This window comes from Methanobrevibacter thaueri (assembly GCF_015062915.1).
In the GTDB taxonomy this organism is placed as follows: domain Archaea; phylum Methanobacteriota; class Methanobacteria; order Methanobacteriales; family Methanobacteriaceae; genus Methanocatella; species Methanocatella thaueri_B.
The window spans coordinates 51992-76356 of sequence record NZ_SUTJ01000009.1 but is presented as its reverse complement, the minus strand read 5'-3'; the positions used below and the strand labels follow the sequence as shown (position 1 = coordinate 76356).

Here is a 24365-nt window from a genome sequence, read left to right as displayed (position 1 = left end):
GAGCTACAGACTAGGCTTAAACATCCAATAGGTACCTATAAAATATTTTCCGATAACGTAGATAATTTAATATCTTAGGCTATTCAACCAGTGGATTGCAAGAATAAACTCACAATCCACAACCTCTATTAGGTCGTGGTAGTTGAAAAAAGTAATAACTCGAATGTTATATTTAAATATGGTGCAAATAATTTTTTAAATTATGAAACTTATTAAATATTAAAAAATGTATTTTGTTTCAATTAGTTATAATTTTAGTATTTATAAGAAGATTGTTTGTAAAAGGGTCATAACCTTTAATTATTGCAATTAATGCATATAACATCATATCTGTGGTTGTTAATGGGTTATTTTTTTCAATATTTTCTTTAATATTGTTAATTATTGATTTGGGATTAAATTCTTTTAAATTTATAGTTTGAGATTTTAAAATACGGCCGCTCTCAAAGAAACTTTTTACCCTTTTTGACTTTTTTGTATTGCTCAAAACAATCATGGTCATTTCTTCATGAGATTCTTGATTATTACCTCCTACTGCTGCACAGATTAATGCTTTTTGTGATAAATTTAGATCTTCTTTATTTGTTTGAAGGATGATTGTTTTATTTTTAAAGTTTAATTCTAATTCCATGTCAGGAATATGGTCGTTTGGATTAAATGAGGGGTATTCTTTTACCCATATTTTCATTTTTATCAGGTTTGCATCAAGGGTTTCTAACATTATTCTTGCTATCTCTTCATCAATGTTTTTTAATATCTTTTCTGTAGAATACTTTGCCATATTTTGACTTCCAACTGTTGTTGGAGTTATATTATGTTACTGAGTATTTAAAGAATTTTACATTTAATTTAAATGATATTAACTTATATAAGATGGTTTTTTCAAGTAAATTTTACAATAAGGCTTCAATTTTACGAAATGAGAACAATTTTGTAATGGTGATGTTATTCAAGGAATATATAAAAGGTTCGCATGTTAGGTTCAAGAACATGCGAAACATATTTTTAACATTTTACATTGGTCCCAGCATAATAGCTATGAATGCTACAGCATCTGTTAGGAGATGTGCTATGTAGGGGACAAACAGGTTTTTGGTTTTGATATAACCGTACATCTCAAACATGCTTCCAAGTCCCTGCAGAAGCAAAACGCTGATAATGGTGTTTTCAGCAGGGTAATAATGCATCAGTCCAAACACTGTAAGCACAATGGCCACTGAAAGTGCCATGGAAACTTTTGTATTGTCTGTGAACTTATAGAATAGCCTTAATAGGAACATCAGTGGAATAAATTTCAAAAGTTCTTCTCCCATCATGGAAAATATCAGGGAAATTATGCTTACGATATCTACAGGAAATGAAGATGCTGTTTCGGAACCAGCGAGATTGAGCACGGTCAGGATTTCACCGATAACTATTGCATAAATCATATATCCTGCAAACATTAAAACGGCAAGGATCAATTCGTTTTTTGTTGGCTTGTGGAATAAAAGCTTGTAGTCCCATTTTGAAAAGTAAAGCAATGGAATTAAGAGTGCAAAACAGAAAAATATGCCTCCAGTGAACTCGGAAGGGAACAAAAACTGGCCGAATAGTGCGACAGGAAGCAAAAAAATCAACACGAACCATTGCCACTTGGCTATTTTAGGGTTATGCCTATAATACGGATAATCCCTTGTCTCATCAAATGTTAAGTGTTTCATTATGTTCATCATTTAGATAATCTGTAATTATTATATTAATATCTTTTTTTTAATGAGAACGTTCCTAAAAATTAATAAAAAATCAGACGATTAATTAAAGAATCTCATCATTTGAAATGATTTGAGATTCTTTCAATCGTTCAATACCCATATTGTAATATAGTTTACAACATACCGATTAGGTATTGAGAATCAACACAGAAAATTTGAATTAACAAAATTCAAGATGAATTTTTTAACTCTGAATATGATTATGAATTAAATGGTATATAAATTATGCTAAACATGTTGATAATTTCTCAAAAGATATCTCATTAATAACATTTTTTTCAAGCATGACTAATAACCCTAAAAATCTATAATTTAGCACTATTATTTAAATATAATTTAGGATAAAAGTTTAAGTAATAATGTAAAATTTATTAAATTCTTCTAAACTTATCGAATGAGTTAAGAATTAAGATAACAATATAATGTGATACTATGAGCGACGTATATAGAACATTTACATCAGAATCCGTAACCCAAGGACACCCTGATAAGGTTGCAGACATCATTTCTGATGCGATATTGGATGCATACATGGCAGGAGATAAGAATTCACACGTTGCATGTGAAACCTGCGTAACAACCGATTTTGCTATGGTATTCGGTGAGATTACTTCAAACACTGAATTGTCCAATGAGGATATTGAGAAAATCATCAGGGACACAATCATTGAAATCGGTTACGACAAGCCTGAACTCGAATTCGACGGCCATTCCTGTGAAGTTAAAAACAGGCTCCATGCACAGTCCCAGGACATCAACCAAGGTGTTGACAGGGGAGATGAGGAAACCGGAGCTGGAGATCAGGGAATGATGTTCGGTTTTGCAACCAATGAAACCGAATCATTGATGCCATATCCTATTGATTTAGCACGTAAGTTAACCAATAAATTAACAGAGCTTCGTGAAAGCGGAGAACTTCCATACTTAAGGCCTGACGGTAAGGCACAAGTGTCAGTCAACTACGACAAGGACGGCAACGTATTGTCCCTTGACGCAGTGGTATTATCCACCCAACACGATGAGACAATGTCTGAAAACCAGGAACAATTGCACGAAGACATCAAGGAAAAGCTCTTCAAGGCCGTAATTCCTGAAGGATTGATTACAGAAGACACCAAGATACACATCAACCCTACAGGCAAGTTCGAAATCGGAGGACCTCACGGAGATGCAGGTTTAACCGGCCGTAAGATCATCGTGGACACCTACGGAGGATATGCAAGACACGGTGGAGGAGCATTCTCAGGTAAGGACTGCACTAAAGTGGACAGAAGCGCATGTTACATGGCAAGATACATTGCCAAAAACATTGTAGCAAGCGGACTTGCTGAAAAATGTGAAATCCAAGTTTCATACGCTATCGGTGTTGCTGAGCCAACATCCGTCATGGTGGACACCTATGGAACCGGCGCTGACATTGGCGACAAGACCTTTGAAGAGATTGTCCGTGAAAACTTCAGATTGACTCCTGACGGAATCATTGAAACCTTAGGTTTACGCGACACTACCTATAAACAAACCGCTAAATACGGTCACTTCGGTATTGAAGGTCTTCCATGGGAGAAAACCGACAAGGCTGAAGACTTGAAGAAATACATTAAAAACTAAATATTGACGGAACTTACTTTAGGGTAAGTTTCTAAACTACTTTTTTTTATTTATTAATCTTTACTGTATATTGAAAAAGCAACAGTATTGTATATGTTATATGGCATTTTTTTTTAAAACATATATAAATTAATATAATTAATTTAACAAAATTATTATTAAGTTAAAAATAGGAGGAATTCTGATTAGAAAAATATTTCTTGCAACATTAATGATTATTTTTCTGGCAATTCTGAGCTGTGCTAATGCAGCAGATAACGAGACAACGGATTTAATGGCAGTGGAGGACACAATTGATTCTGCACCAATAGCCAATAGTGGTGCTGGTGATTTTTCACAGCTGAATGATACAATCTCAAAAGCAGAAAAGCCGGAAATCAAACTGGAAACCGATTATATCTTCAACTCAACAAAAGATGAAGATTTTAAATTAAATGGAATAAACATCACAAGGGATAATCTTGTAATTGACGGAAACGACCATACTATAGACGGTGGCAATCAGGCTTTAATATTCCACGTTTATGCCAGTAACGTGACATTGAAAAACATTAGATTTGTTAATTCATTTGGTGCTGTCGAGTTTGAAAAAGATGGAAGCATTGAAGGATCTAAATTCATCAACAACAGTGGAAGAGCTTATGGTGGAGCAGTCATATTTAAGCAAAATGGTGTTATAAATGGCTGTGAGTTTGAAAACAATAGTGCGTCCTATGGTGGAGCAGTCTATTTCAAAAACAAGGGTTCTGTTGAAAATTCCAAATTCACTGATAACTCTGGTACAGATGGAGGTGCAGTCTTATTCAGTAATGAAGGAAGTGTAGAAAACTGCATGTTCGTTGACAATACTGCGAGTAATAATGGTGGATCAGTCAAATTCAATCAGAATGCGACTGTGATAAATTCTAGTTTCGCAAGTGGTCGTGCAGAGCGTGGAGGTGCAATTCATATTGGATATGGGAGAATCATCATTAAAAATTCAGCATTCATAAACAATACCGCAACTGGTATGCAAGGTGGTGGTGCGATTCACTTGAGTGGAAATGGCATCGTAGAGGGTTGTAATTTCACAAACAATAGTGCGTCTCAATATGGTGGTGCGATTTATATGATGAGTGATGATGTGACAGTGAAGAACAGCATATTCATAAACAATAGTGCAGATGAACTTGGTGGCGCACTTTATTTCCCAAACCCTGGAAGAGTTGAAAACTGTGTTTTCATAAACAACGCTGTAAACGATGAGGGAATAGAGATTGCAGGTGGAGCTATATGTTTTATGGATAAAGGAGTAGTTTTAAACTCAAGGTTCATGAAAAATAATGCAACAGGGTATGGTGGTGCAATATTTTTCGGAGGTGAATCAACACTTAACAATTCTGATTTCATAGATAATGAAGCCCAAAATGGTGGGGCAGTGTATTTCAGAGGAAAATTCACAATCAATGATTCTAACTTCACTCACAATATTGCAGAAAATGGTGGTGCTATCAGAGGTTCAGGTAATTTGAATAATTGTATGTTCACTGACAATAATGCAACTAATGGGGGTGCAATATATACTACAGGTAATATGAACATATTGGATTCAGTATTTAATGATAATAAGGTTAATAAATCTGGTGGAGCAATATATGCGGAAAATGCTTTTTCAGACTCTAAAATCAATTCCACATTCATTAACAATAGTGCAAAAAACGGTGGTGCAATATACTTTAACGATAAAATCAATAAGGTTACAATTAACGGTTGTTTTAGGGATAATGATGCTGAAAGGGCAGGAGGAGCAATATATGTCAAAGGACAATCAACCAATAACAATTTTTCCGCAGAATTCTATGACAACCATGCATTGCAAGCCAGTGGAGGAGCAATATTTTTCAATTCTTTAGCTGAAAACAATATATTTGAAAGTATTTTCCAGACCAATTACGCACTGTATGGTGGAGGAATATTTTTCTACAAGAAGGCTAACAGCAATAAATTCAAAAGCGATTTTATAAGCAACATTGCAAAATCCTGTGGTGGAGCAATGTTTTTCTATAACACTACCGATAAGAATAACTTCACCGGCCGTTATATTAACAATAGTGCCTTAGGACAAGTTAATATCACTGTTGGAAACGGTGGGGCAATAACATTTAAAGATGCATCATCAAATAGCATATTCACATGTGATTTCATAAACAACACTGCCCGTTTGTATGGTGGGGCTGTAAACTATCGTGAAACTCCTCAGCACATTGTCTTCAATGTTAATTTCATCAACAACACTGCTCATACAGGAGGAGGCGTCAATTTCTTTGTAACCTTTGAATACGTAATATTCAATGGGGAATTCATTGGAAACACAGCATTAAACGGTGGTGCATTAGCTGCACTTTATGGAGTTGTTGAGAATGTTTCATTTAAGAACAATTATGCTAAAAAAGAAGGCGAAGAAGGAGGAAACGGAGGTGCGGTTTATTTCGCAGAATCTGGTTCGATTTTAAATTGTAATTTCACTAACAACAGGGCGGACTATTATGGTGGTGCAGTTTACTTCAAAGAGAAATCTAATGTTGTAAATTGTATTTTTGTGGACAATTACGCGGCTCATAATGGTGGTGCTGTCCGCAGTAAATCAGGCACTGTTCTAAATTCTAATTTCACAGGCAATGCTGCTAAAGATGATGGTGGAGCGGTTTTCTTTGGTACTTCCGGTAATGTGACAAATTGTAATTTCATTAACAACAGGGCTAACAATTATGGTGGTGCACTTCACTTCACTATGGACAATGACAATGTGACAAATTGTAGTTTTGTCGATAATAATGCTGCTAAGTATGGTGGTGCTATTTTCTTCATGGCTAAACAGGATGTTAATGTGACAATTTGTTATTTTGAAGGTAACTCCGCTCCTCAGGGTGGTGCTATTTTTACTTGGGAACCTTCACTTTTTGCTGATTCCTGCATTTTCAAAACAGATTCAGATACCTATAACAATACAATAATTCTTTCACCTCAATTTAATGCTACTGATTTCAACTCATTTTGCGGTTCCGGTGAGAAATTAACATTTAACCTAACAACAACAATCAGTCGCATGCCAATAACTAATGGAAAAATTTTAATAAGCGTATACTTTAAGGATAATGACACTTGGGTTGGTAATTATACCTGTTTAAGCGGTGAAGGATGGAATGTGGACTTGCCTGTCGGCTCTTATTATGCAGTTTTCAATACTGAATATGAAAACTTCACATCAATTAACAGGACAGTGGAAATAGCAATGCCTGACATCCAGTTTAATATAAATGTAACTTCAGTTACAACCACCAACAAGACAGTCAATATCACTGCAAAATCCAACATTCCGAAAAACTTATTATGGGATGGTAAGTTCCAGTTCATATTGGCTGATGGAACTAAAATAAATGCATCTTATGCTTCAAACGGCACCTGGTGGGCTCTTCATGCATTTGATCATGTTGGTGAATACAATGTCACTGCATCATATGTTGGCTTGGACAATGTGACTGTCAAAAATGCAACCATAACAGTTGACAAATCAAACTCAACAGTAACACTTGATAAGACCGTTGTGAATTATGGAGATTCAATCAATGTCAAAACGGAGGGAGCTGTTGCAATCACTGCCAAGATTAACGGCGTTGATGTCAGTGTTTTAGACAATGTCATTCCACTAGCTGGTTTTAATGCAGGAACATACAATTTAACCGTTACAACAGTGCCTGATGAGGACCACTATTCTGTAACAGTTAATTTCACAATAACTGTCAATCCGCTTAAAACACAATTGATCGGCAATGCGGTAACTGCCATCTATAAGGCCAATAAGTACTTGGTAATCACTTTAAAGGATGCTAACGGAAATCCAATAAGTGGCGCTAAGGTGACTGTTGCATTGAATGGTGCTAAGACCTACACTACCGATAAGAACGGTCAGGTCAAGGTGTCAACCAAGTCACTTGCTCCTAAGAAGTATTACGCCAAGGTCACATTCAATGGAAATGCCAATTACGTCAAATCAGCTAAGACCATCAAGGTCACCGTTAAGAAGGCTACTCCTAAATTGACTGCCAAAAAGAAAACCTTTAAAAAGTCTAAAAAGGTTAAAAAGTATAAAATAACCCTTAAATACGGCAAGACTCCACTTAAGAAAGTGAAAGTCTACATCAAAATCAAGGGTAAAACCTATAAGGCAAAAACCAACAGCAAGGGTAAGGCTACCTTCAAGATTAAAAAACTGACAAAAAGGGGAACATTTAAGTCAAAAGTAACCTTCAAGGGAAACAAGTACTATAATAAGGTTACAAAAAAGGTTAAAATCAAAATCAAATAAGGGGAATCATTCTCCTTAACTCTTCTTTTTTTATAATTTTCATTGTTGAATGCTTTTCCTATGCATGATCTTATTCCTGTTTTTGATTATGCGATAATGCTTATTTTAGATCAAATGATGCTTATTAATTCAACAAGTTAATGGCCTGAACCGTTAAATAAATCCTGTTAAAATTAATAATTCTCAGGCCCCCTGACTTGGAATAAAGTTCATTGTCTCAGGCATTATCATCACAGTTCTGAATTTGGATTATATTACTGGATTTTTCATGAGTATGTTTAAATGTTTATGTAAACAATATGATAATTGACAAATGAATTTTACAAATTTCATGGAGGGAGAAAAATGATGCGGAAAAAATGCTTAATATTTTCAGTGCTGGTCTTGTTCATTCTCTGCATCGGCTTTGCATCCGCTAGCGATTCTGATTTGGAATTGTCCCAGGTATCCGATGCTGAAAGTGATATTGTCCAGTCTGAAGATGACGTGCCTCTGGAGTCCACAGTTGCTCCTGAAGGCAAGTCATTCAATGATATACAAAAGGCAGTGGACAGCGCAAAAGATAATGATGTAATTGAATTGAACGGCACATACACAAGTTTAGGGAAAGATATTGCAGTTAAGAAATCCTTGACATTCAATGGGGTTGGTGATGCCACATTGGATGCAAAAAAACTCTCAGGGATTTTTCACATCACAAAAAAGGTCACTGTAACATTTAACAATATAAGATTCATCAATGCGAAATACGGTGCGATATTTGCCGATTCTGACGGATTTGTTGATGACGTCAATGTTAACCTCAACATTAATGGATGCAGTTTCGAAAACAATCGCAATGATTATGAAGGCGGAGCGATAAACGCATTCACTGCAGGGCTATGTAATGTCACCGATTCCAATTTCACAGGCAATTATGTAGAAGAGCCTGAATCTGAAATCTATCCAAACTCATATGGTGGTGCAATATCTGCCTACAATCTTGAGCTTGAAAACTGTAATTTTATCAAAAACCATGCGCAGCGCGATGGGGGAGGAATCACTTTCCTTTACACTGCAAGAATCACTGATTGTCTTTTCAAGGGAAATTATGCCAATTTGGGTGGTGCTATTAATGGAAACAAGCTTTACCTGACAAACACTACTTTCGAATCAAATTATCTCAAGAGTTTCCCAGGGCTCAGCGACTATTGCGGAGGTGCTGTGAATTCAGAATATGTCAATGCAGTCCGTTGTACCTTCAAAGGAAATTCAGCCACATATAGTGGGGGAAAAGGTGGAGCGATCTACGGATATGAGATTGATGTTAAGGATTCTAAATTTGAAAACAATGTTGCCAACTATGCTGGAGCAATATACTGTGACAATGCAGTGGGCGAGGACGATTACGAACCTGGAGTGCTTAAGATAAGCAACTGCAGCTTCATTTCCAACAAAGAGGGAGCGGTCAGGTCTCCAAAAATAATTGTCAACAACTCAAAGACATTCAACAATAAGACTCTGGACAATGGATTGAAAGCAATGTCTCCATTCAAGGTGACTGCAGACAAGCTTGTTACTGTCTATTATTCAGGAAAGACCCTAAAAATCAAGGTTCTCATCAACCCTTCAGGTAAACCTGCCAAGAAGCTTCAGCTATTGGTCGTTGTAAAATCATCCAAAAAGACATATTCCATACCTATTGTAACAGATTCCAATGGGGTAGCAACCCTTAAAGCATCCAAGTTGGACGCAGGATACTATAAGATAAGCGTCTATGAGGCATTCGGAATTTGGGGAGCTGACCCTGGTGATGAAAGATATGTGAAAGTTCCTGGAGTCCTAAAGACAACAACCCTTAATGTCAAAAAAGCAAAGGCAATAGTCAAGGCTCCTAAAGTCAAGTTCAAGCACAAAAAATCAAAATACTTCAAGGTAACACTTAAGCACAAGACAACCAAAAAGGCAATGGGTGGCATCAAGCTCAAGCTGAAGGTCTACACAGGCAAAAAGTTCAAGACATATACTGTCAAGACCAACAAGAATGGTGTTGCCAAATTTAATACAAAAAAACTCAAATACGGCAAACACAAGGTTAAGATAATGTCCGGTAACAAAAACGTTATCGTTTCCAAAAAAAGTATGATAAGAATCAGATGATTCTTCTTTTGTAAATAGATTTGTAAAAATTAAATAGGAAGGATTTTTAATCCTTCATTTTATTCTTTTTTTATGATTTTGTTTCATATGATATGTAATACACTTTCGCTTTCCATATCAGATATTTGAATGAATAGTCCTTATCCGGCAGTTCCCACTTGCCGTTTTTGAATTTGCTGTATTCCTTTTTTGTAATGACTTTCTTGTTCTTTGGCTTGTAGAAAATGAACTTTGCCTTTATGATTTTGGTGAATTTTGCCTTACCTTTGAAAGCAATTGTAACCTCTTTTCCCTTATCGCTATCATAGACAACTTTCAATTTGATTCTATCCTTATTTTTCAGCATTTTAACATAGGAAAAGCGAACGAGAACGGAATAGTATTTTCCAACAAATATCTTTGAGGTTTGTGATATATTATAATTATCATCGGCTGAAGTTATATTTACAGTATATTTTCCAACTTTCAAACCGTTAGTGTTGAATTTGGCAATGCCCTTTGAGTTTGTTTTAATGTTGAATGTTTTGACTTTATTGCCGGATTTAACGACCACTTTTATTTTCAGGTTTTTCAACAGGGTATTATTTTCATCCTGCACTTTGATTTTATAATATGAGCTTTTCTTGTATTTGACTGCCTTTTCATCTGCCTTGACTTTTGTCTTGATCTTTTCAGGTGTCTTGTTTTCAGGGATTGTCTCATTATCAATGCTTTGATCAGTATCTGTTGAATTATCTGGTATGGTAATGTTTGATTTTAACGTGTCCCCTTGAATATCCTCGCTTGCGGATATTGCACCCATTGCAAAAATCAGCATTAGCAATCCCAATAATATTATTGAAGCTTTTTTGAAATTCATGTAAATCACACGTTTTTTAATGTTTATGAAAAAAATTATTTTACAAATAATGTTTAAATCCTTTGATAGTAGTTTTTAAACTGTTGTGATAATTTTTTATAATTAATCTTATTTAAAGTGATTTATTCTTTTTTATAATAATTTTGTATTTTTTTTTAGGCATACTACTAACTTTTTGAATTTTTCAAAATTTTAGTTTTAGTTTATTTGCTTATTTTTTTCTTCTATGAGTATGGAGTTTTAATTGAGGGTAATTTTACGAATTCATATCAATATTGTTTTGAAAATAAAAAACAGGAATTTTTAAAAACTTTTTTAAGTAATGTCAAGCATACATTTTACTGTTATGAAGTATATTTACATTGATGAAAGTGGGGATTTGGGAGACAGTTATTCGAGTTCCAAACATTTTGTTATGGGGGCTATTGTAGTTGATAGTCCACGTTCTCTTAAAAGAATTATTAAAAAAGTAAAAAGAGATAATAGAAATCGTATCCATAAAGCTCCCGAGATTAAAGGAAACAAAACGGACAAACATATCATCGAAAAGATACTCAGAAAAGTCAATAACCTTCAATATGAAGTCTATGCAATATGCTTGGATAAACAAAACCTTGATAAAATACCAAACTTCTACAATCATCATGCATTATATGATGAAATAGCATCGAAACTAGCTGAAAAAATAAAAATAACATCTCCCACTTGCATTATTGTAGATAAATCCAAATTCAATCCAGATTATATTAATAATTTCAATGATCTCTTTTTATCAAAACTAAATAATGTTGAAAACCATCCGGTAAGCATAATGCATGGGGATTCAATTAATTATAAAGGCTTGCAAATTGCAGATTTAATCTCATGGTCAGTATTTCAAAAAGCAGAACATCAGAATGCGAAATACATTGACTTAATGGAGAATAAAAAAATCTTTGGAATCTATAAAAATTAGCATTAGTGAGATGAAGAACCTATAAGCCACCTAATTGACCATAAATGTTATGGAAAGTCGCCACCTGTGGTGACGAGGACTTATAGGCTAAACCAAAATTTTGGCTTTTACCTTCTAATCTTCAATTAATGTTTAAGCTCCTTAAGATATATAAACATTTTCATTAACAGTATTCCTCATATTATCTTCCAATATAACATTTTAGCATGTTACTATCTGTTTTCAATCTATTCAGGTCTTATTTTAATTTTTTCTTAAAAAAACGTATCCTAATTTAAACTGTTTAAATACATTCCAATCAATAATTTCTATTAAAAATAGTTAGGTTTATAAATTATCAGTTTATAGAATTGGATAGTAATGGGAAAATAGTTTTGAGGTTATTTGTTTGTAAAAACTAGTTATATACTTTTGATCTATCTTCAATACGTCCAATATAAATACAATTATCATCTACCCTAAAACAGATTCTATAATTTCCCTTTCTTGCTCTTTTATATTTTGGATATTTTTTTACTTTTTTATAATCGCCATCTTCAGGGTTTTTTATTATTTCTTCTAATTTTTCACGGATTATTTTGTAAGCAATTGGATTTTTCTTTTTATAATATTTCAATTGTTTTAAAGCAGATCGTTTAAATTCAAGTTCCATATTAATCATCTAGATAAGCATCAAGTTCATCTAATGAAGAAAAGTGAACTCCTTCACCATTCGCAAATTCTTTATCTGCTTCAATTAAGTCTTTTATCTTTTGATATTCTTCATATTCATCTAATAATTTTGTTATAATGTCATTGAAAGAATCATTCTTATGTCCAAGGTCTGCTAATCTTTCATGATTAAATAAACTGACTCTGATAGCTTTTGTTTCCATTTTTTATCACCAATTATTAATATGTAGTTTTGTGTATATATAGTTAACAGTGTAAACATTGTATACATTATCAACAATATTATTCTGATGTTATTTATCATATCTATTCAGGCGGTCATCCTTTTTGAAATATATTTTTCCATTATGTTCTGAATTGATAGGTAGATTAATATCAGTTTATGTGCCTATTGTTTTTCTAATCCGTTATATATTTATATTTTTGTTAATAGACTTCTAAACAAGAATGAATGTTTTAACGGGAAAAATCGTCTCTTAGATTGTTCGTTTAGATTAAAACAAAATTCTTGAAAATTATTTATTATGATAAAAAAAGGGATAAAAGGGTATCATGAAATACGCAAAAATCATAATCATGCTGGCGCTGGCCATCCTCATAGTTGGGGTGGCAAGCGTCTGTGCAAGCGATGTAAACGATACGGCAACTGCCGATACAGGCCAGATTGAACTGTCTGCAGCTGATGAAAGTGCCATTCCGGCACAAGGCAATGATGAAAGCAGTGCCCCGGACTCTGAAATATTGGGCGAGGACACAGGCACCTTTTCAGAATTGTATGATGAAATTCAAAAAGGGGGCGACGTTACACTCAAACATAAGTACTATAAATATGATTCGGAAAGTGCCATTAAGATAGTTGGCGATGACCGGGTTATTGACGGCAACGGTACGGTCATCGATCTGGCCGCATCAAGCAACAACACAGAAGTATTTGAAATATATGGCGCAAGAGTAACAATCAAAAACATGACCATTATAAATGCGAACTATATGGTGAAGGGAGGAGCGATTTGCTTTACTGAGGAAGGTACTGTGACAAACTGTAATTTCATCAACAACCATGCTCCAAAAGGCGGTGCAATTTATTTTTTTAGGGGAGGTGAAGTTTCAAATTGTAATTTCACCAATAACACTGCTACATCCGGCAGCGGCGGTGCAATTTACGTAGAGCACCGCGAGTTTATTGTGACAAATTGTAATTTCACCAATAACATTGCCGAAGGCGGCAGCGGCGGTGCAATCTATTACAATAATGAGTCAAGGGGAAATCTGATAGGCTCTAGCTTTAAAGACAACAAGGCAACCGGCGAGGAAAGCTATGGCGGCGCAGTTTACTTCAATAACGGAGGCAATGTGACAAGCTGCAGGTTCATTGACAATATGGCCCCTCAAAGGATTGGCGGTGCCGTCTATTTCTATGCGGGTGAAAGTTCAGTTGCAGATTCTGTCTTCATAAACAATTCCGCAGGCAAATTCTCCGCAGTCCACCTGTCATTCGGAGTGGGAAACATTTCAGGATGCCTCTTCATCAACAACACAGCCGAGTTTGGAATCGTCGGCCAGGCATGGGAATCATACGAGCAGATGAGCGTCAGCAACAACATCTTCCTCAACAATTCCGTCACACTCTATGTCATTGACTTTGCAGACGACTCAAACCTGAATGTTGACTGCAACTGGTTTGGAAGCGATGAAACCGATTATGCAAACAATCCCGATTCACCAAACTGCAAGGCATGGCTCTTTTTAAACGCAACAGCAAACCCCGATGCAATATCAGTTGGCGATGCGTCAGACATCCTCTTTAAACTGCAGATGTACAATTCAACTTCAGGAAATGTGACAGGCTACAACAACGGCCTTTTATATCCGGTCAATCTGACAGTGACTCCAGCCAAGGGCAATGCCGATAAAAAGAGTGTTAAATTAAATGAACCTCTCACATATACCGCAACCAGCATGGGAACAGGCAGTATTACAGCATCAATTGAAAATGTAAAATACACTATTGAAACAACCAACCTTGGATTAAATTCCGACCTATCAGTTGATTTTCAAGAAGCAGATTACAGCAACAACACAATTATTGCTATTAATTATAATTCCTCCGCCACAGGAACAGTTAATATAACATTGAAAGGAAAAAATGGCAACAATTACACTTTCACAAATCTGGCCTTGAATGCTACAATTCTGCTTCCAGAAGCAATAAATGCTGATGAGTATGAGGTAAATGTCGCATATTCAGGAGATAATGTTTTCTTGAATGCAACTGCAACTGGAAAATTGAATGTAAACAAGGCCAATTCAACATTGATAATCAATGATAATGTTACTTTTGATTATGGAACTAATGGATCCACTACTGTGCCCTACACCAATGCCAGTGGCATTGTGGCCGAAGTCATCGGTCAGCCGAATGCAATTGTTGTTGTAAATGATACAACAATCACTGTTTCAGGTTTGAATGCAGGCAATTACACTTTAACAGTTACAACAATAACTGATGCAAACCACAATAACATAACTAAGGACGCTACAATAACTGTCAACAAACTTAAAACAGAATTAACAGGCAATGCAATAACTACCACTTATAATGTTAACAATGATTTAGTAATTACATTGAAAGACAGTAATGGTAAAGCTTTAAGCGGTGCTAAAGTAACAGTTGACTTGAATGGTGCTAAAACCTACACCACTGACAGTAACGGTCAGCTCAAGGTATCAACCAAAGGACTTGCACCTAAAGCATACACTGCTAAGGTAACATTCAACGGCGATACCAATTATGACAAGTCAACTAAAGACATTAAGGTTACTGTTAAGAAGGCTACTCCTAAATTGACTGCTAAAAAGAAAACATTCAAGACAACTCCTAAAACTAAAAAATACACAATTGTTTTAAAGGACAACACTGGTAAAGCAATCAAGAAGGCTAAAGTCACCTTGAAAGTTAAAGGCAAAACATATAAAGCAACTACTAACAGCAAAGGCAAGGCAGTCTTCAAAATCAAAAATCTCAAAAAGAAAGGAACCTTCAAGGCTACAGTAACCTATAAAGGAAACAAATACTACAACAAGGTATCCAAAAAAGCCAATATCAAGGTTATTGTAACCTTCAAGACAGTGTCCAAAGGAAGCAAGGACAAATCCACAGTTAAAGAAATCCAACAGGCCTTAAAAGACCACGGATATTACCTTTCATACAAAGGACACTATCTTAAGGTTGACGGTAAGTTCAAAGGCTGCACTGAGAGATCCGTCAAGGAGTTCCAGCATGACAAAGATCTTAAAGTGACCGGTAAGGTTGATGAGAAGACCGCCAAAAAGCTTGGTTTAATTTAAATTTAATGTGGATGCACTTGCATCTGCACTTCTTTTTCTTTTTTTATATTGGTTTAATTGATTTGAATATTAAATCATGAAACCGAACATGTTTTAACTTCAACAAATAAAATTAAATATAATTATTTTCTCATTGGATACTCAAAGGATATTTTTACAGGAATGAGGAAATAAATAGCTAGTGTAAATATTCTTGAATTATGATCGGTGAAAAAATATGCGGTATAAAAGCATTATTCTTGTAATTATGTTAACCTTAATGACATGCAGTGCAGTTAGCGGGGATGAAAGTATGGATACGATTAAAATAAAGATTAATGATGAGGCATTTGATGTGAAGTTGGAGGATAATCCTGCAACACAGGAACTGGTTAAAGAACTGGAGAAAGGAAACATCACTGTTAATGCAACAGAATATGGAGGCTTTGAAAAAGTTGGAGATTTAGGTTTAACACTTCCGACAACTGATGAAAATGTCAATACGATATGACATATCCTCTGATAAAAAAAAGAAGAATAACTCAATGGAGAGTTATTCCACACTGCTTATTTTATTGGTCATGTCTTCTGTGAAATTCATTTTTTCAAATGAGTCATCACTTGGAAGTATCATGTTGAATTCATGGATTTCATCAATCTGTCCTGATCCTTCAAAATCAGTGAAATTTAAAACATGTCCTCCTGCTGCCTTATCGTCAGAGAGGAAATGAAGATGCCAGCCGTGCATGTTCAATTCATTCATGTATTCAGGGAAGTATACCGCTACAACTGTTCCGGTCTGGTCAGTGTGGTTGAATACTTTCTGGTCAACTGCAGCAACTTCTGTGAATTCTTTATATGGTTTTTCCTGCTTTTCAACACTTCTTACTGTAATGTTTGAAAAATCACCTTTGAGTTTGATTACATACATGTTGTTTGTGCTGTTCTTGCTGATTTCCTTGGTTAATTGACCTGTTAAATCGTCAAAGTCCTTGGCGCTTATATTGTCTATTTTTCCATCTTCATCAAAGTTGGTGATTGTAGCGAATGGTACGGTTTCGTTATCCGCCATGACGTTAATGCTTCCGTCAGCAGCCGCCTGATAAACAACTCCGTCCAGAATTATCATCTCACCGTTCACTCCTTCGAATGTTCCAAGACCGGTGTTACCATGTGCTTTCAAATCTCCCACAGTTATTACTCCGTCGTATTCTCCATGCATGAAAGCCTGCATCAAGGAGACCTGATACATTGAATCATCATTATTGCTGTTAAAGAATAATGAATTCTGAGCGCTGACTGCTGAAACAGCTAGCAAGCCCACTATAATTAATGCAAATGCTATTTTCTTATTCATTAGATATTCCTCCATTGGGTAATTAGGTATATGTTGGAATCTGATAATAAGTTTTGATGTTTGAAATTAGATGTCAGTTTATTAAATCAAAGATTTTTTCACAATAATTTTTAATTATATTAGGAATAGATAATAATAGTGAATGTAAATTAGTGCGGATGATAAAATGGCTATTGATTTGACAGATATCGGAATTGAAGAGGGACAGAAATATGAAGGGATTTACACTACCATGAGCAAGGATGGTGTAAAAAATGCTGCTCCAATAGGAATTGTATGCAAAGGCAAGGACAAACTCGGATGCAGGTTGTTTGTCGGCACCCAAACCCTTAAAAACATTATGGAAACAGGCAGATATGTTGTAAACATCACTTTTGATCCTATAAATTTTGTAAATTCAACTATCGGAAACCTGGATATTGAAGAGTTTACAGATGATGAGGACATTGCAATATTGAAGAATGCAGAGGCATACATCATTTGTGATGTAACAGACATTAGAAAAATGGACCCGATTAAAGACCATGTGACATCAAACGGGGAGGCTTATATCGTAAGCAGTGATGTTGTAGAAATCGTCAAGAACCATCCATGTGCAAAGGCTTTAAACCGTGGTGTTTTTGCGCTTCTGGAATGCCTTACAAACTACACTCGACTTGACCTTGTCAGTGAGGAACAACAGGATTATTTTGTTGGAAGGTTTAATGAAAACAACCGGATGATTAAGCGTGTTTCAGGGCCTGATACGATAAAGGCCATGGAGATTCTTAAAAACAGCATGATTGATAAGGGTTTTGATGTTGAATAGGCAATGAGTTTGTTTCAATAATTGACTTAATTGGATGATTCGCTCCATTCATCACACTTATCATCCATTTTTACCAGTTTTTCATGCAATCCGCAGTAGTATTGGGTGCAAAGGCCAATGTCAAATTCCACATGCTTGCAGTTGTAGCATTCTTTTTCATCCATGATATTTTCCCCAAGTTTATCTTTTTTTAAATACGTCTATGTACTTTGTCCAAGATATGTTTTTTTCCAGTTAGGAATTCGAATGATTGTATTAAATCAGTGCAGGTTATGGGTTTAAGATTCTATGTCGGACTAAATTTTCTATATTTTTACGGTTAAACGGATAGTATTAGAAATATCAGTTTATCTGCCCTTCATGTCTCTGGTATAGTTATGTATAAATATATTTATTGATAGATTTTTATTCATGTTTTAGAAGTTTTAAACAAAGGGCATGTATTTTTATGATTGTTTGAATGATATAAAACATTTTTTAGCATTCAATTTTCAGGAGTTCAGGGAGAAAATGAAATACAAAAAAACAATAATCCTATTGGCGCTTGTTGTTTTTCTATTAAGCATTGCAGGTGTTAGCGCAAGTGAAATAGATAATACTATAGCAAGTGAGGATACAAATACTATTGGGTTATCCGTTGATAAGGATATTATTGAGGATAATCTGCAAACAAGTGAAGAAAACGAGGCATTGGCTTCAACTGATTATGATGAGGCTATTGCGCAAACTGATACTGAGGTATTGGGTGCGGATTCAGCTAAATATTCTGATTTGGCTGAAGAAATTAGCCAGCCAGGAAACATTAAATTAAACCATAAGAACTATACTTACGATAAGGGTGGAACCATTATTATCAGTGAGGCCAATAAAGTCATTGATGGTAACGGTGCAATCATTGACATGAACGAATCAACAATCAGGGCATTCACTGTAACTGCTTCCGGTGTAACAATTAAAAACCTAACCATTAAAAATGCTAATTATAATGGTAATGGAGGAGCAATTTACTTTGATTGGACGGGTACTGTGTCAAATTGTAATTTTGCTGATAACACTGCAACCCTTGGTGGTGCAGTTTACTTCTTGTATACTGGTACTGTGACAAATTGTAATTTTACTAACAACACTGCAACTGATACTTTAAGTAATGGTGGTGCAGTTTACTTTGATTGGACGGGTACTGTGACAAATTGTAATTTTACTGATAACAAAGCAACTCAACATGGTGGTGCAGTTTACTTCTTGAATCAAGGTACTGTGTCAAATTGTAATTTTGCTGATAACTCCGCATCCAGAGGAGGGGCTATTTTAAGTGTACCTTATCTTGGAGTTACTGTTGATACTTGTATTTTTAAAACTGATTCAGATACAACTTTCAATACACGTAATCTTCCACCTACATTGAATGTTGATAATTTCACAACAGTTTATGGCTCAGGTGAGAAATTAACATTTGATTTAAAAACAAACAGCAGCATTCCTGTAACTAATGGAAATATCTCAATAAGTGTGTACTTTAAAGACAATGGCGTCTGGGTTCGCAATTATACTTGTTTAAGCGGTGAAGGATGGATTCCAGATTTACCAGTAGGTTCTTATATTGCTGTTTTCAATACCACATATGCTGAATTTCAACCAATCAACAGAACAGTAACAATAACAATGCCTAATGTCAGGTATTCTATAAATGTAACTTCAGTTACAACCAACAACAAGACTGTCAACATCACTGCAAAAACTGATATTCCAAAAGATATTCTTTGGGATGGTAAATTACTATTTATCTTACCAAACGGTACCCAAATCAATGCGACTTATGGTACTAATGGTACTTGGTGGGCAGTGCATAAATTTGATGCTTATAGTGATTATCAGGTCAATGCAACATATGTTGGACTGGACAATGTAACAATTACAAATGCAACTATATCCATCAGTAAAACTCCAACAACAATCACTGTTGAAAATACAACTGTTGAATTGCTGGTACTTGATTCTGTTGGTACTGGTGCTGCATTAAAACCAGCTGACGCAGGCGAGTTAACCTTCACTTCAAGCAACACTACTGTTGCTAAAGTTGAAGATAGTAAAATCATTGCTGTTGGTGAAGGATCTGCAATCATTACAGTCAGTTTTGCCGGTAATGATGATTATGCAGCAGCTGAAGACAAAACAATAAATGTTGATGTAATCAAATACGATTCCAAAGTCACAATCGAACCAATTAACAATACCGTATATCCAAACAATGTGACAATCAAATACAGTATTGAAAACAAAACCAATGTAACAGTAACCATTGATGGCGTATCCGATGATAAAATAATCATCACAAACGATACCATTACCGTTATTGGCCTGGATGCTGGCGAATACACAATAACAATAATCAACAACGAAAGCAGAATATACCATCAATCAAACGATACAAAAACATTCACCGTAAACAAGCAGGCAACCAGCATTACCGGTGCTGATGTGTCCACAACATACAACATCAACAAGGATTTAGTAATCACTTTAAAAGACAGCAACGGCAAAGCATTAACTAATGTTAAAGTAACTGTTGACTTGAACGGTGCTAAAACCTACACTACCGACAAGAACGGTCAGGTCAAGGTGTCAACCAAAGGACTTGCTCCTAAAGCATACACTGCAAAAATAACATTCAACGGAAATACCAACTATGAAAAATCCGCCAAAAATGTTAAAGTCACTGTCAAGAAGGCAACTCCTAAATTGACTGCTAAAAAGAAAACCTTTAAAACCAGTGTCAAAACCAAAAAGTACACTATTACATTAAAGGACAATGCCGGCAAGGCAATCAAGAAGGCTAAAGTCACCCTGAAAGTCAAAGGCAAAACCTACAAGGCAACCACAAACAGCAAAGGCAAAGCAGTCTTCAAAATCAAAAATCTCAAAAAGAAAGGAACCTTCAAGGCAACAATAACCTATAAAGGAAACAAGTACTACAATAAGGTATCCAAAAAAGCCAACATTAAAGTCATTGTAACCTTCAAGACAGTATCCAAAGGAAGCAAGGATAAGGCAACCGTTAAGGAAATCCAACAGGCCTTAAAAGACCATGGATATTACCTTTCATACAAAGGACACTACTTGAAAGTTGACGGCAAGTTCCAAAGCTGCACTGAAAGATCCGTCAAGGAGTTCCAGCATGACAAAGGACTCAAGGTGACCGGTAAGGTTGATGAAAAGACAGCTAAAAAACTTGGTTTAATTTAAATAAGGGATTTCAATTCCTTATTTTTCTTCTCTTTTTTAAACTAATTTTCGACACAATATTGTCTTCAATAATAATGCATTTTCGCCATCATTAAATGCAATCCTAATTCCATATCATTCATTTTCATGCAATGCTTTTAACATCAACATCAAGGGTGTGGAAAATCAAATCCATTTTTAATTTTGCATATATATCAACTACTTTTCAAATACAATTTTCTATTTCAAAATGCCTGCCGTTAATGTTAACCGTTTCTGGATGGTATCGTTTTTGTCGTCATTCCCATATTAAAAACAGTGAATCTGATTTCACTTGTTGAAAATATGCACAATATATAAATAAGTTTTCGCACTGAAATTTGTTTAGTGAGACTAATTTGGGAAGGTTTTAACATGGCCAATTATTGCACCAATTGCGGAACCAAGCTAAGAAGCGATGATAATTTCTGTTATAATTGTGGAACAAGAGTTGATAACTCTGGTTTTAAACAGAACAGTTCATATTCAGACAGCATTGACAAAAAGGATGCGAAAAAGGAGCTTAAAAGGGTAGTCGGTAGAAGTTATGTTTTCAATAAGGCTTTCACCAGCGCATTGATTAAAAATGGCCTGGACATCACTCACGTTGGAATGGCAATCAAAAAACAGGTTGAGGAGGAAATCGACTCAGGCCAGCTTAAAAGCGGGGGAGTGGAATTCAGGGTCAACCAGCTGATATCCGAATACAAGACCAAAAGGGATGAGGAAAACAGGAAGCTGCAAAGGATCGATTCAATACTTTCCTCTGAGGACATCCGCTCAGAGATAAGAAACAACAACATCGGCCAATCAGACATTAATCTCATTAAAAGCATGCTGAAAGCTAAAATCATCGATCAAGACGAGGATATGAGTGATGAGGATATCAAGGACTATATCAGATTGTCAATAAAGACACGCAGGGAAGTGAGGAAAGTCACTGCCCCAAGCGAACCGGTGATTCGTCATGAAACTGTGCGGACTGAAAGGGGTTCTGGCGGCTATTGTGGCTTGAACTGCAGGCACTGCTACGAGGAGTTTCTCGACAGCTACGGAGGCATTGTCGGCGATTTTGATGCCGGCGGAAACGTTGAGTATTATTGCGCCTTGGGTCATCAGGTGGCATTTGGAAGCTTTTGTGAATATTATGAATAGAATTATTCCTTTATTTCTTGGATGAGTTTAAACTTATTATTTTTTGATTTTACAATTTAATTTTGCTTATTTTTTTATTTTAAGATGCAAGTAACCACTTACATTCGAAAAACTTTATATATGACCTTTTTTATACTAATAAGTAGGTGTGAGAAGTTCTAAACACAAATAAAATGAGAACTTCACCACAATACAAGTGACAAAAATTAACATTATGGTCTTCCGTAAAGATCAAAAAAATGTAATCTGCTGTTGAACATGAATTATTAAAAAGGTGATGAACATGGCCCCAACAGGATGCTTCTCAAGACTCTTCCAAAAGATCGCAAAACTATTCCGCTAAAAACAAACGAAAAAAAATTTAACATGGAGGTGGGTAATATGGCCCCAACTGGATGCTTCTCAAGACTCTTCAAAAAGATATTCGGATGAACACAAATGGAAAATAAACACAGGAGGTGGAGAATATGGCTCCAACAGGTTGCTTCTCAAGACTCTTCAAAAAGATATTCGGATGAACACGTACGAAAAAAAACACAGGAGGCGAATAGTATGTTAATGTAAAACACTTTGAATTTAGAAAAAACGTGCTAGGTACACCTCGACACCAATGCGAGGTGAACTGCACAAACACTGCTTTTTTTTTAATTATTGTTGATTTGATTCATGGCAAATATTGTAAATAACACAAACATAATTTTATCTTAATAATGCGAGAATCCACGACTTCTTTTAAGTCATTGATGAATTGCACTATTGGGAGTGCTATCTTTTTTTAATGTTTTTTTCACATATTGTGTAGTCTTATGTTTTTCAGGTCATTGACTAAAATTACCTCATGACATCAATATTGATTTCACATTAAAATATTGCTTTTACCTTATAAAAGATTAATATTTATGTATATCAAAAATACAGCCCATATAATCAATTATAAATCAAAATATTTATATATGATTTAGCATAAACATTAAACTGCTTTCTGCTCAATTTAATTTTAGTGAAAATTGATTTTCACAACACCACTAAATTGGCAATCAAAAAGGACGAAGGTTTTAAATATGAAAAAAGAAGTCAAAGCAGTCAAACAATCAACCAAAAGCCTGACAAGTCTAAAAACACTTATTGATCAGATCATGAAAGGGCAAAATCATCATCCGAAAGACTCATCATTCCGGTTGACGGTTTCAGGATGGGCGCAGCACGCACATGTCACATTTGAGTTTCCAGGGAAATACCTGAAAAAACTGGACACTCATGTTGTCACAGATGACGGTCGCAATCTGGAAATCGACCATGGAGTTGTAGTGCTTCCCGATGGGGAAATCATTAAACTCAAATCTGCAACGATTGTTGAGCACCAGTCCCAGATTCCGGACGATTCAAAAATCGATGCGATATTCTTCTACACAGTATCAAAGACCCATGAGACAAATCTTCCCTCTGTGCCGGTTATAATAATCAACGAAGGCCCCGGAAGTGATGTGATTGATTATGAGGTTTTCAATCATGTGTTGAGGGTCCATTACATCATCGTGACCGCTGAAAAAATCTCAAAAAGGTTAAATATCTTAAGGGACATAGTTGAAACCAGAAGAGATTTCACTGTGGATGAGGTTTTGAATTTTGCATATATTGCAATCTTTGTAAAAAGCGACGCCAAGGATGTAATGGAGAAAATCGCCGTTCTTTTCAGCAGGTTTCCAAAGATTGATCCTGATTTGAAGATTGATATGCACCAAGTGCTGAAAAAGATGATACTGTACCACTTTGGTGATGATTTAGAAAAGGCCAAAGAGCTGTTATACTTGATTACAGTTAATTTCACAGACGAGGAAGTGGATAAAATGAACTCATATGAAAGGGAAATATATGCAAAAGACCAGGAAATAACCAGAATAACTGAAGAAAAAGACCAGGAAATAACTAGAATAACTGAAGAAAAAGACCAGGAAATAAGTAGATTAAGTGAAGAACTTAATGAACTCAAGAAAAGCAATAAATCGAGTTCCTAACATTTTTTGAAAAAAGCATAATCTTCTATTTACAGTCTTAATTTAACTAAAAATGATAGATTAAACCCAAAAAGTGTTTTAACGTATAATCCAACAGATAATATACGTAA

17 protein-coding genes are annotated in these 24365 nt (G+C 35.3%); 10 read left to right on the top strand and 7 right to left on the bottom strand.

Features of this window, described 5'->3' with window-relative positions:
* Positions 1-238 precede the first annotated feature (238 nt).
* Positions 239-781: a hypothetical protein gene (locus tag E7Z78_RS07175; RefSeq protein ID WP_303724478.1), complete on the bottom strand. Its 543-nt coding sequence runs from the start codon at positions 779-781 to the stop codon at positions 239-241.
* 232 nt (positions 782-1013) lie between these two features.
* On the bottom strand, positions 1014-1712 hold the full coding sequence (locus E7Z78_RS07170) for a type II CAAX prenyl endopeptidase Rce1 family protein (RefSeq protein ID WP_303724477.1): 699 nt from the start codon (positions 1710-1712) through the stop codon (positions 1014-1016).
* 474 nt (positions 1713-2186) lie between these two features.
* Between E7Z78_RS07170 and metK the strand changes: the two genes are divergently transcribed.
* From metK to E7Z78_RS07155, 3 genes are all read left to right on the top strand, one after another.
* Positions 2187-3362, top strand: coding sequence for a methionine adenosyltransferase (metK, locus tag E7Z78_RS07165; protein WP_303724476.1), 1176 nt, complete (start codon positions 2187-2189; stop codon positions 3360-3362).
* 211 nt (positions 3363-3573) lie between these two features.
* Positions 3574-7707 carry a right-handed parallel beta-helix repeat-containing protein gene (locus tag E7Z78_RS07160; RefSeq protein WP_303724475.1) on the top strand — a complete coding sequence of 1378 codons (4134 nt, stop codon included), beginning with the start codon at positions 3574-3576 and terminating at the stop codon, positions 7705-7707.
* A 345-nt stretch (positions 7708-8052) separates the two neighbouring features.
* Positions 8053-9846: a hypothetical protein gene (locus E7Z78_RS07155; RefSeq protein ID WP_303724474.1), complete on the top strand. Its 1794-nt coding sequence runs from the start codon at positions 8053-8055 to the stop codon at positions 9844-9846.
* A gap of 70 nt (positions 9847-9916) precedes the next feature.
* Here E7Z78_RS07155 and E7Z78_RS07150 read toward each other — a convergent pair whose 3' ends face one another.
* Entirely contained in the window at positions 9917-10705 is a 789-nt protein-coding gene (locus E7Z78_RS07150; RefSeq protein ID WP_303724473.1) for a SpaA isopeptide-forming pilin-related protein, read from the bottom strand.
* A 322-nt stretch (positions 10706-11027) separates the two neighbouring features.
* On the opposite strand from E7Z78_RS07150, the gene E7Z78_RS07145 reads away from it, so the two are divergent.
* Positions 11028-11660 carry a DUF3800 domain-containing protein gene (locus E7Z78_RS07145; RefSeq protein WP_303724472.1) on the top strand — a complete coding sequence of 211 codons (633 nt, stop codon included), beginning with the start codon at positions 11028-11030 and terminating at the stop codon, positions 11658-11660.
* A gap of 397 nt (positions 11661-12057) precedes the next feature.
* Here E7Z78_RS07145 and E7Z78_RS07140 read toward each other — a convergent pair whose 3' ends face one another.
* Complete coding sequence (locus E7Z78_RS07140; protein WP_292741284.1) at positions 12058-12312, bottom strand: type II toxin-antitoxin system RelE/ParE family toxin; 255 nt, start codon at positions 12310-12312, stop codon at positions 12058-12060.
* Between the two features lies 1 nt (position 12313).
* A complete protein-coding gene (locus E7Z78_RS07135) occupies positions 12314-12535 on the bottom strand; it encodes a hypothetical protein (protein ID WP_292741282.1) in 222 nt (73 codons plus the stop codon).
* A gap of 349 nt (positions 12536-12884) precedes the next feature.
* Between E7Z78_RS07135 and E7Z78_RS07130 the strand changes: the two genes are divergently transcribed.
* Positions 12885-15680: a peptidoglycan-binding protein gene (locus E7Z78_RS07130; RefSeq protein WP_303724471.1), complete on the top strand. Its 2796-nt coding sequence runs from the start codon at positions 12885-12887 to the stop codon at positions 15678-15680.
* A 217-nt stretch (positions 15681-15897) separates the two neighbouring features.
* Positions 15898-16170 carry a cyclophilin-like fold protein gene (locus E7Z78_RS07125; protein ID WP_303724470.1) on the top strand — a complete coding sequence of 91 codons (273 nt, stop codon included), beginning with the start codon at positions 15898-15900 and terminating at the stop codon, positions 16168-16170.
* A 42-nt stretch (positions 16171-16212) separates the two neighbouring features.
* Here the strand turns inward: E7Z78_RS07125 and budA are convergent, their stop codons facing one another.
* On the bottom strand, positions 16213-17016 hold the full coding sequence (gene budA / locus E7Z78_RS07120; RefSeq protein WP_303724469.1) for an acetolactate decarboxylase: 804 nt from the start codon (positions 17014-17016) through the stop codon (positions 16213-16215).
* 166 nt (positions 17017-17182) lie between these two features.
* Between budA and E7Z78_RS07115 the strand changes: the two genes are divergently transcribed.
* Positions 17183-17824: a DUF447 domain-containing protein gene (locus tag E7Z78_RS07115; protein WP_303724468.1), complete on the top strand. Its 642-nt coding sequence runs from the start codon at positions 17183-17185 to the stop codon at positions 17822-17824.
* A gap of 26 nt (positions 17825-17850) precedes the next feature.
* Here E7Z78_RS07115 and E7Z78_RS07110 read toward each other — a convergent pair whose 3' ends face one another.
* Entirely contained in the window at positions 17851-17988 is a 138-nt protein-coding gene (locus E7Z78_RS07110) for a hypothetical protein (protein WP_292792023.1), read from the bottom strand.
* A 346-nt stretch (positions 17989-18334) separates the two neighbouring features.
* Between E7Z78_RS07110 and E7Z78_RS07105 the strand changes: the two genes are divergently transcribed.
* From E7Z78_RS07105 to E7Z78_RS07095, 3 genes are all read left to right on the top strand, one after another.
* Complete coding sequence (locus tag E7Z78_RS07105; protein ID WP_303724467.1) at positions 18335-21067, top strand: peptidoglycan-binding protein; 2733 nt, start codon at positions 18335-18337, stop codon at positions 21065-21067.
* A gap of 393 nt (positions 21068-21460) precedes the next feature.
* A complete protein-coding gene (locus E7Z78_RS07100; RefSeq protein ID WP_303724466.1) occupies positions 21461-22240 on the top strand; it encodes a zinc ribbon domain-containing protein in 780 nt (259 codons plus the stop codon).
* Between the two features lie 1061 nt (positions 22241-23301).
* The gene (locus tag E7Z78_RS07095; protein WP_303724465.1) at positions 23302-24255 is read left to right on the top strand and encodes a hypothetical protein; all 954 of its coding nucleotides are present in this window, start codon (positions 23302-23304) and stop codon (positions 24253-24255) included.
* Positions 24256-24365 lie beyond the last annotated feature (110 nt).

Coding starts and splice junctions, on each gene's coding strand:
- E7Z78_RS07175 (WP_303724478.1), bottom strand. CDS start 781: ATGGCAAAGTATTCTACAGAAAAGATATTAAAAAACATTGATGAAGAG.
- E7Z78_RS07170 (WP_303724477.1), bottom strand. CDS start 1,712: ATGAACATAATGAAACACTTAACATTTGATGAGACAAGGGATTATCCG.
- metK (WP_303724476.1), top strand. CDS start 2,187: ATGAGCGACGTATATAGAACATTTACATCAGAATCCGTAACCCAAGGA.
- E7Z78_RS07160 (WP_303724475.1), top strand. CDS start 3,574: ATGATTATTTTTCTGGCAATTCTGAGCTGTGCTAATGCAGCAGATAAC.
- E7Z78_RS07155 (WP_303724474.1), top strand. CDS start 8,053: ATGATGCGGAAAAAATGCTTAATATTTTCAGTGCTGGTCTTGTTCATT.
- E7Z78_RS07150 (WP_303724473.1), bottom strand. CDS start 10,705: ATGAATTTCAAAAAAGCTTCAATAATATTATTGGGATTGCTAATGCTG.
- E7Z78_RS07145 (WP_303724472.1), top strand. CDS start 11,028: ATGTCAAGCATACATTTTACTGTTATGAAGTATATTTACATTGATGAA.
- E7Z78_RS07140 (WP_292741284.1), bottom strand. CDS start 12,312: ATGGAACTTGAATTTAAACGATCTGCTTTAAAACAATTGAAATATTAT.
- E7Z78_RS07135 (WP_292741282.1), bottom strand. CDS start 12,535: ATGGAAACAAAAGCTATCAGAGTCAGTTTATTTAATCATGAAAGATTA.
- E7Z78_RS07130 (WP_303724471.1), top strand. CDS start 12,885: ATGAAATACGCAAAAATCATAATCATGCTGGCGCTGGCCATCCTCATA.
- E7Z78_RS07125 (WP_303724470.1), top strand. CDS start 15,898: ATGCGGTATAAAAGCATTATTCTTGTAATTATGTTAACCTTAATGACA.
- budA (WP_303724469.1), bottom strand. CDS start 17,016: ATGAATAAGAAAATAGCATTTGCATTAATTATAGTGGGCTTGCTAGCT.
- E7Z78_RS07115 (WP_303724468.1), top strand. CDS start 17,183: ATGGCTATTGATTTGACAGATATCGGAATTGAAGAGGGACAGAAATAT.
- E7Z78_RS07110 (WP_292792023.1), bottom strand. CDS start 17,988: ATGGATGAAAAAGAATGCTACAACTGCAAGCATGTGGAATTTGACATT.
- E7Z78_RS07105 (WP_303724467.1), top strand. CDS start 18,335: ATGAAATACAAAAAAACAATAATCCTATTGGCGCTTGTTGTTTTTCTA.
- E7Z78_RS07100 (WP_303724466.1), top strand. CDS start 21,461: ATGGCCAATTATTGCACCAATTGCGGAACCAAGCTAAGAAGCGATGAT.
- E7Z78_RS07095 (WP_303724465.1), top strand. CDS start 23,302: ATGAAAAAAGAAGTCAAAGCAGTCAAACAATCAACCAAAAGCCTGACA.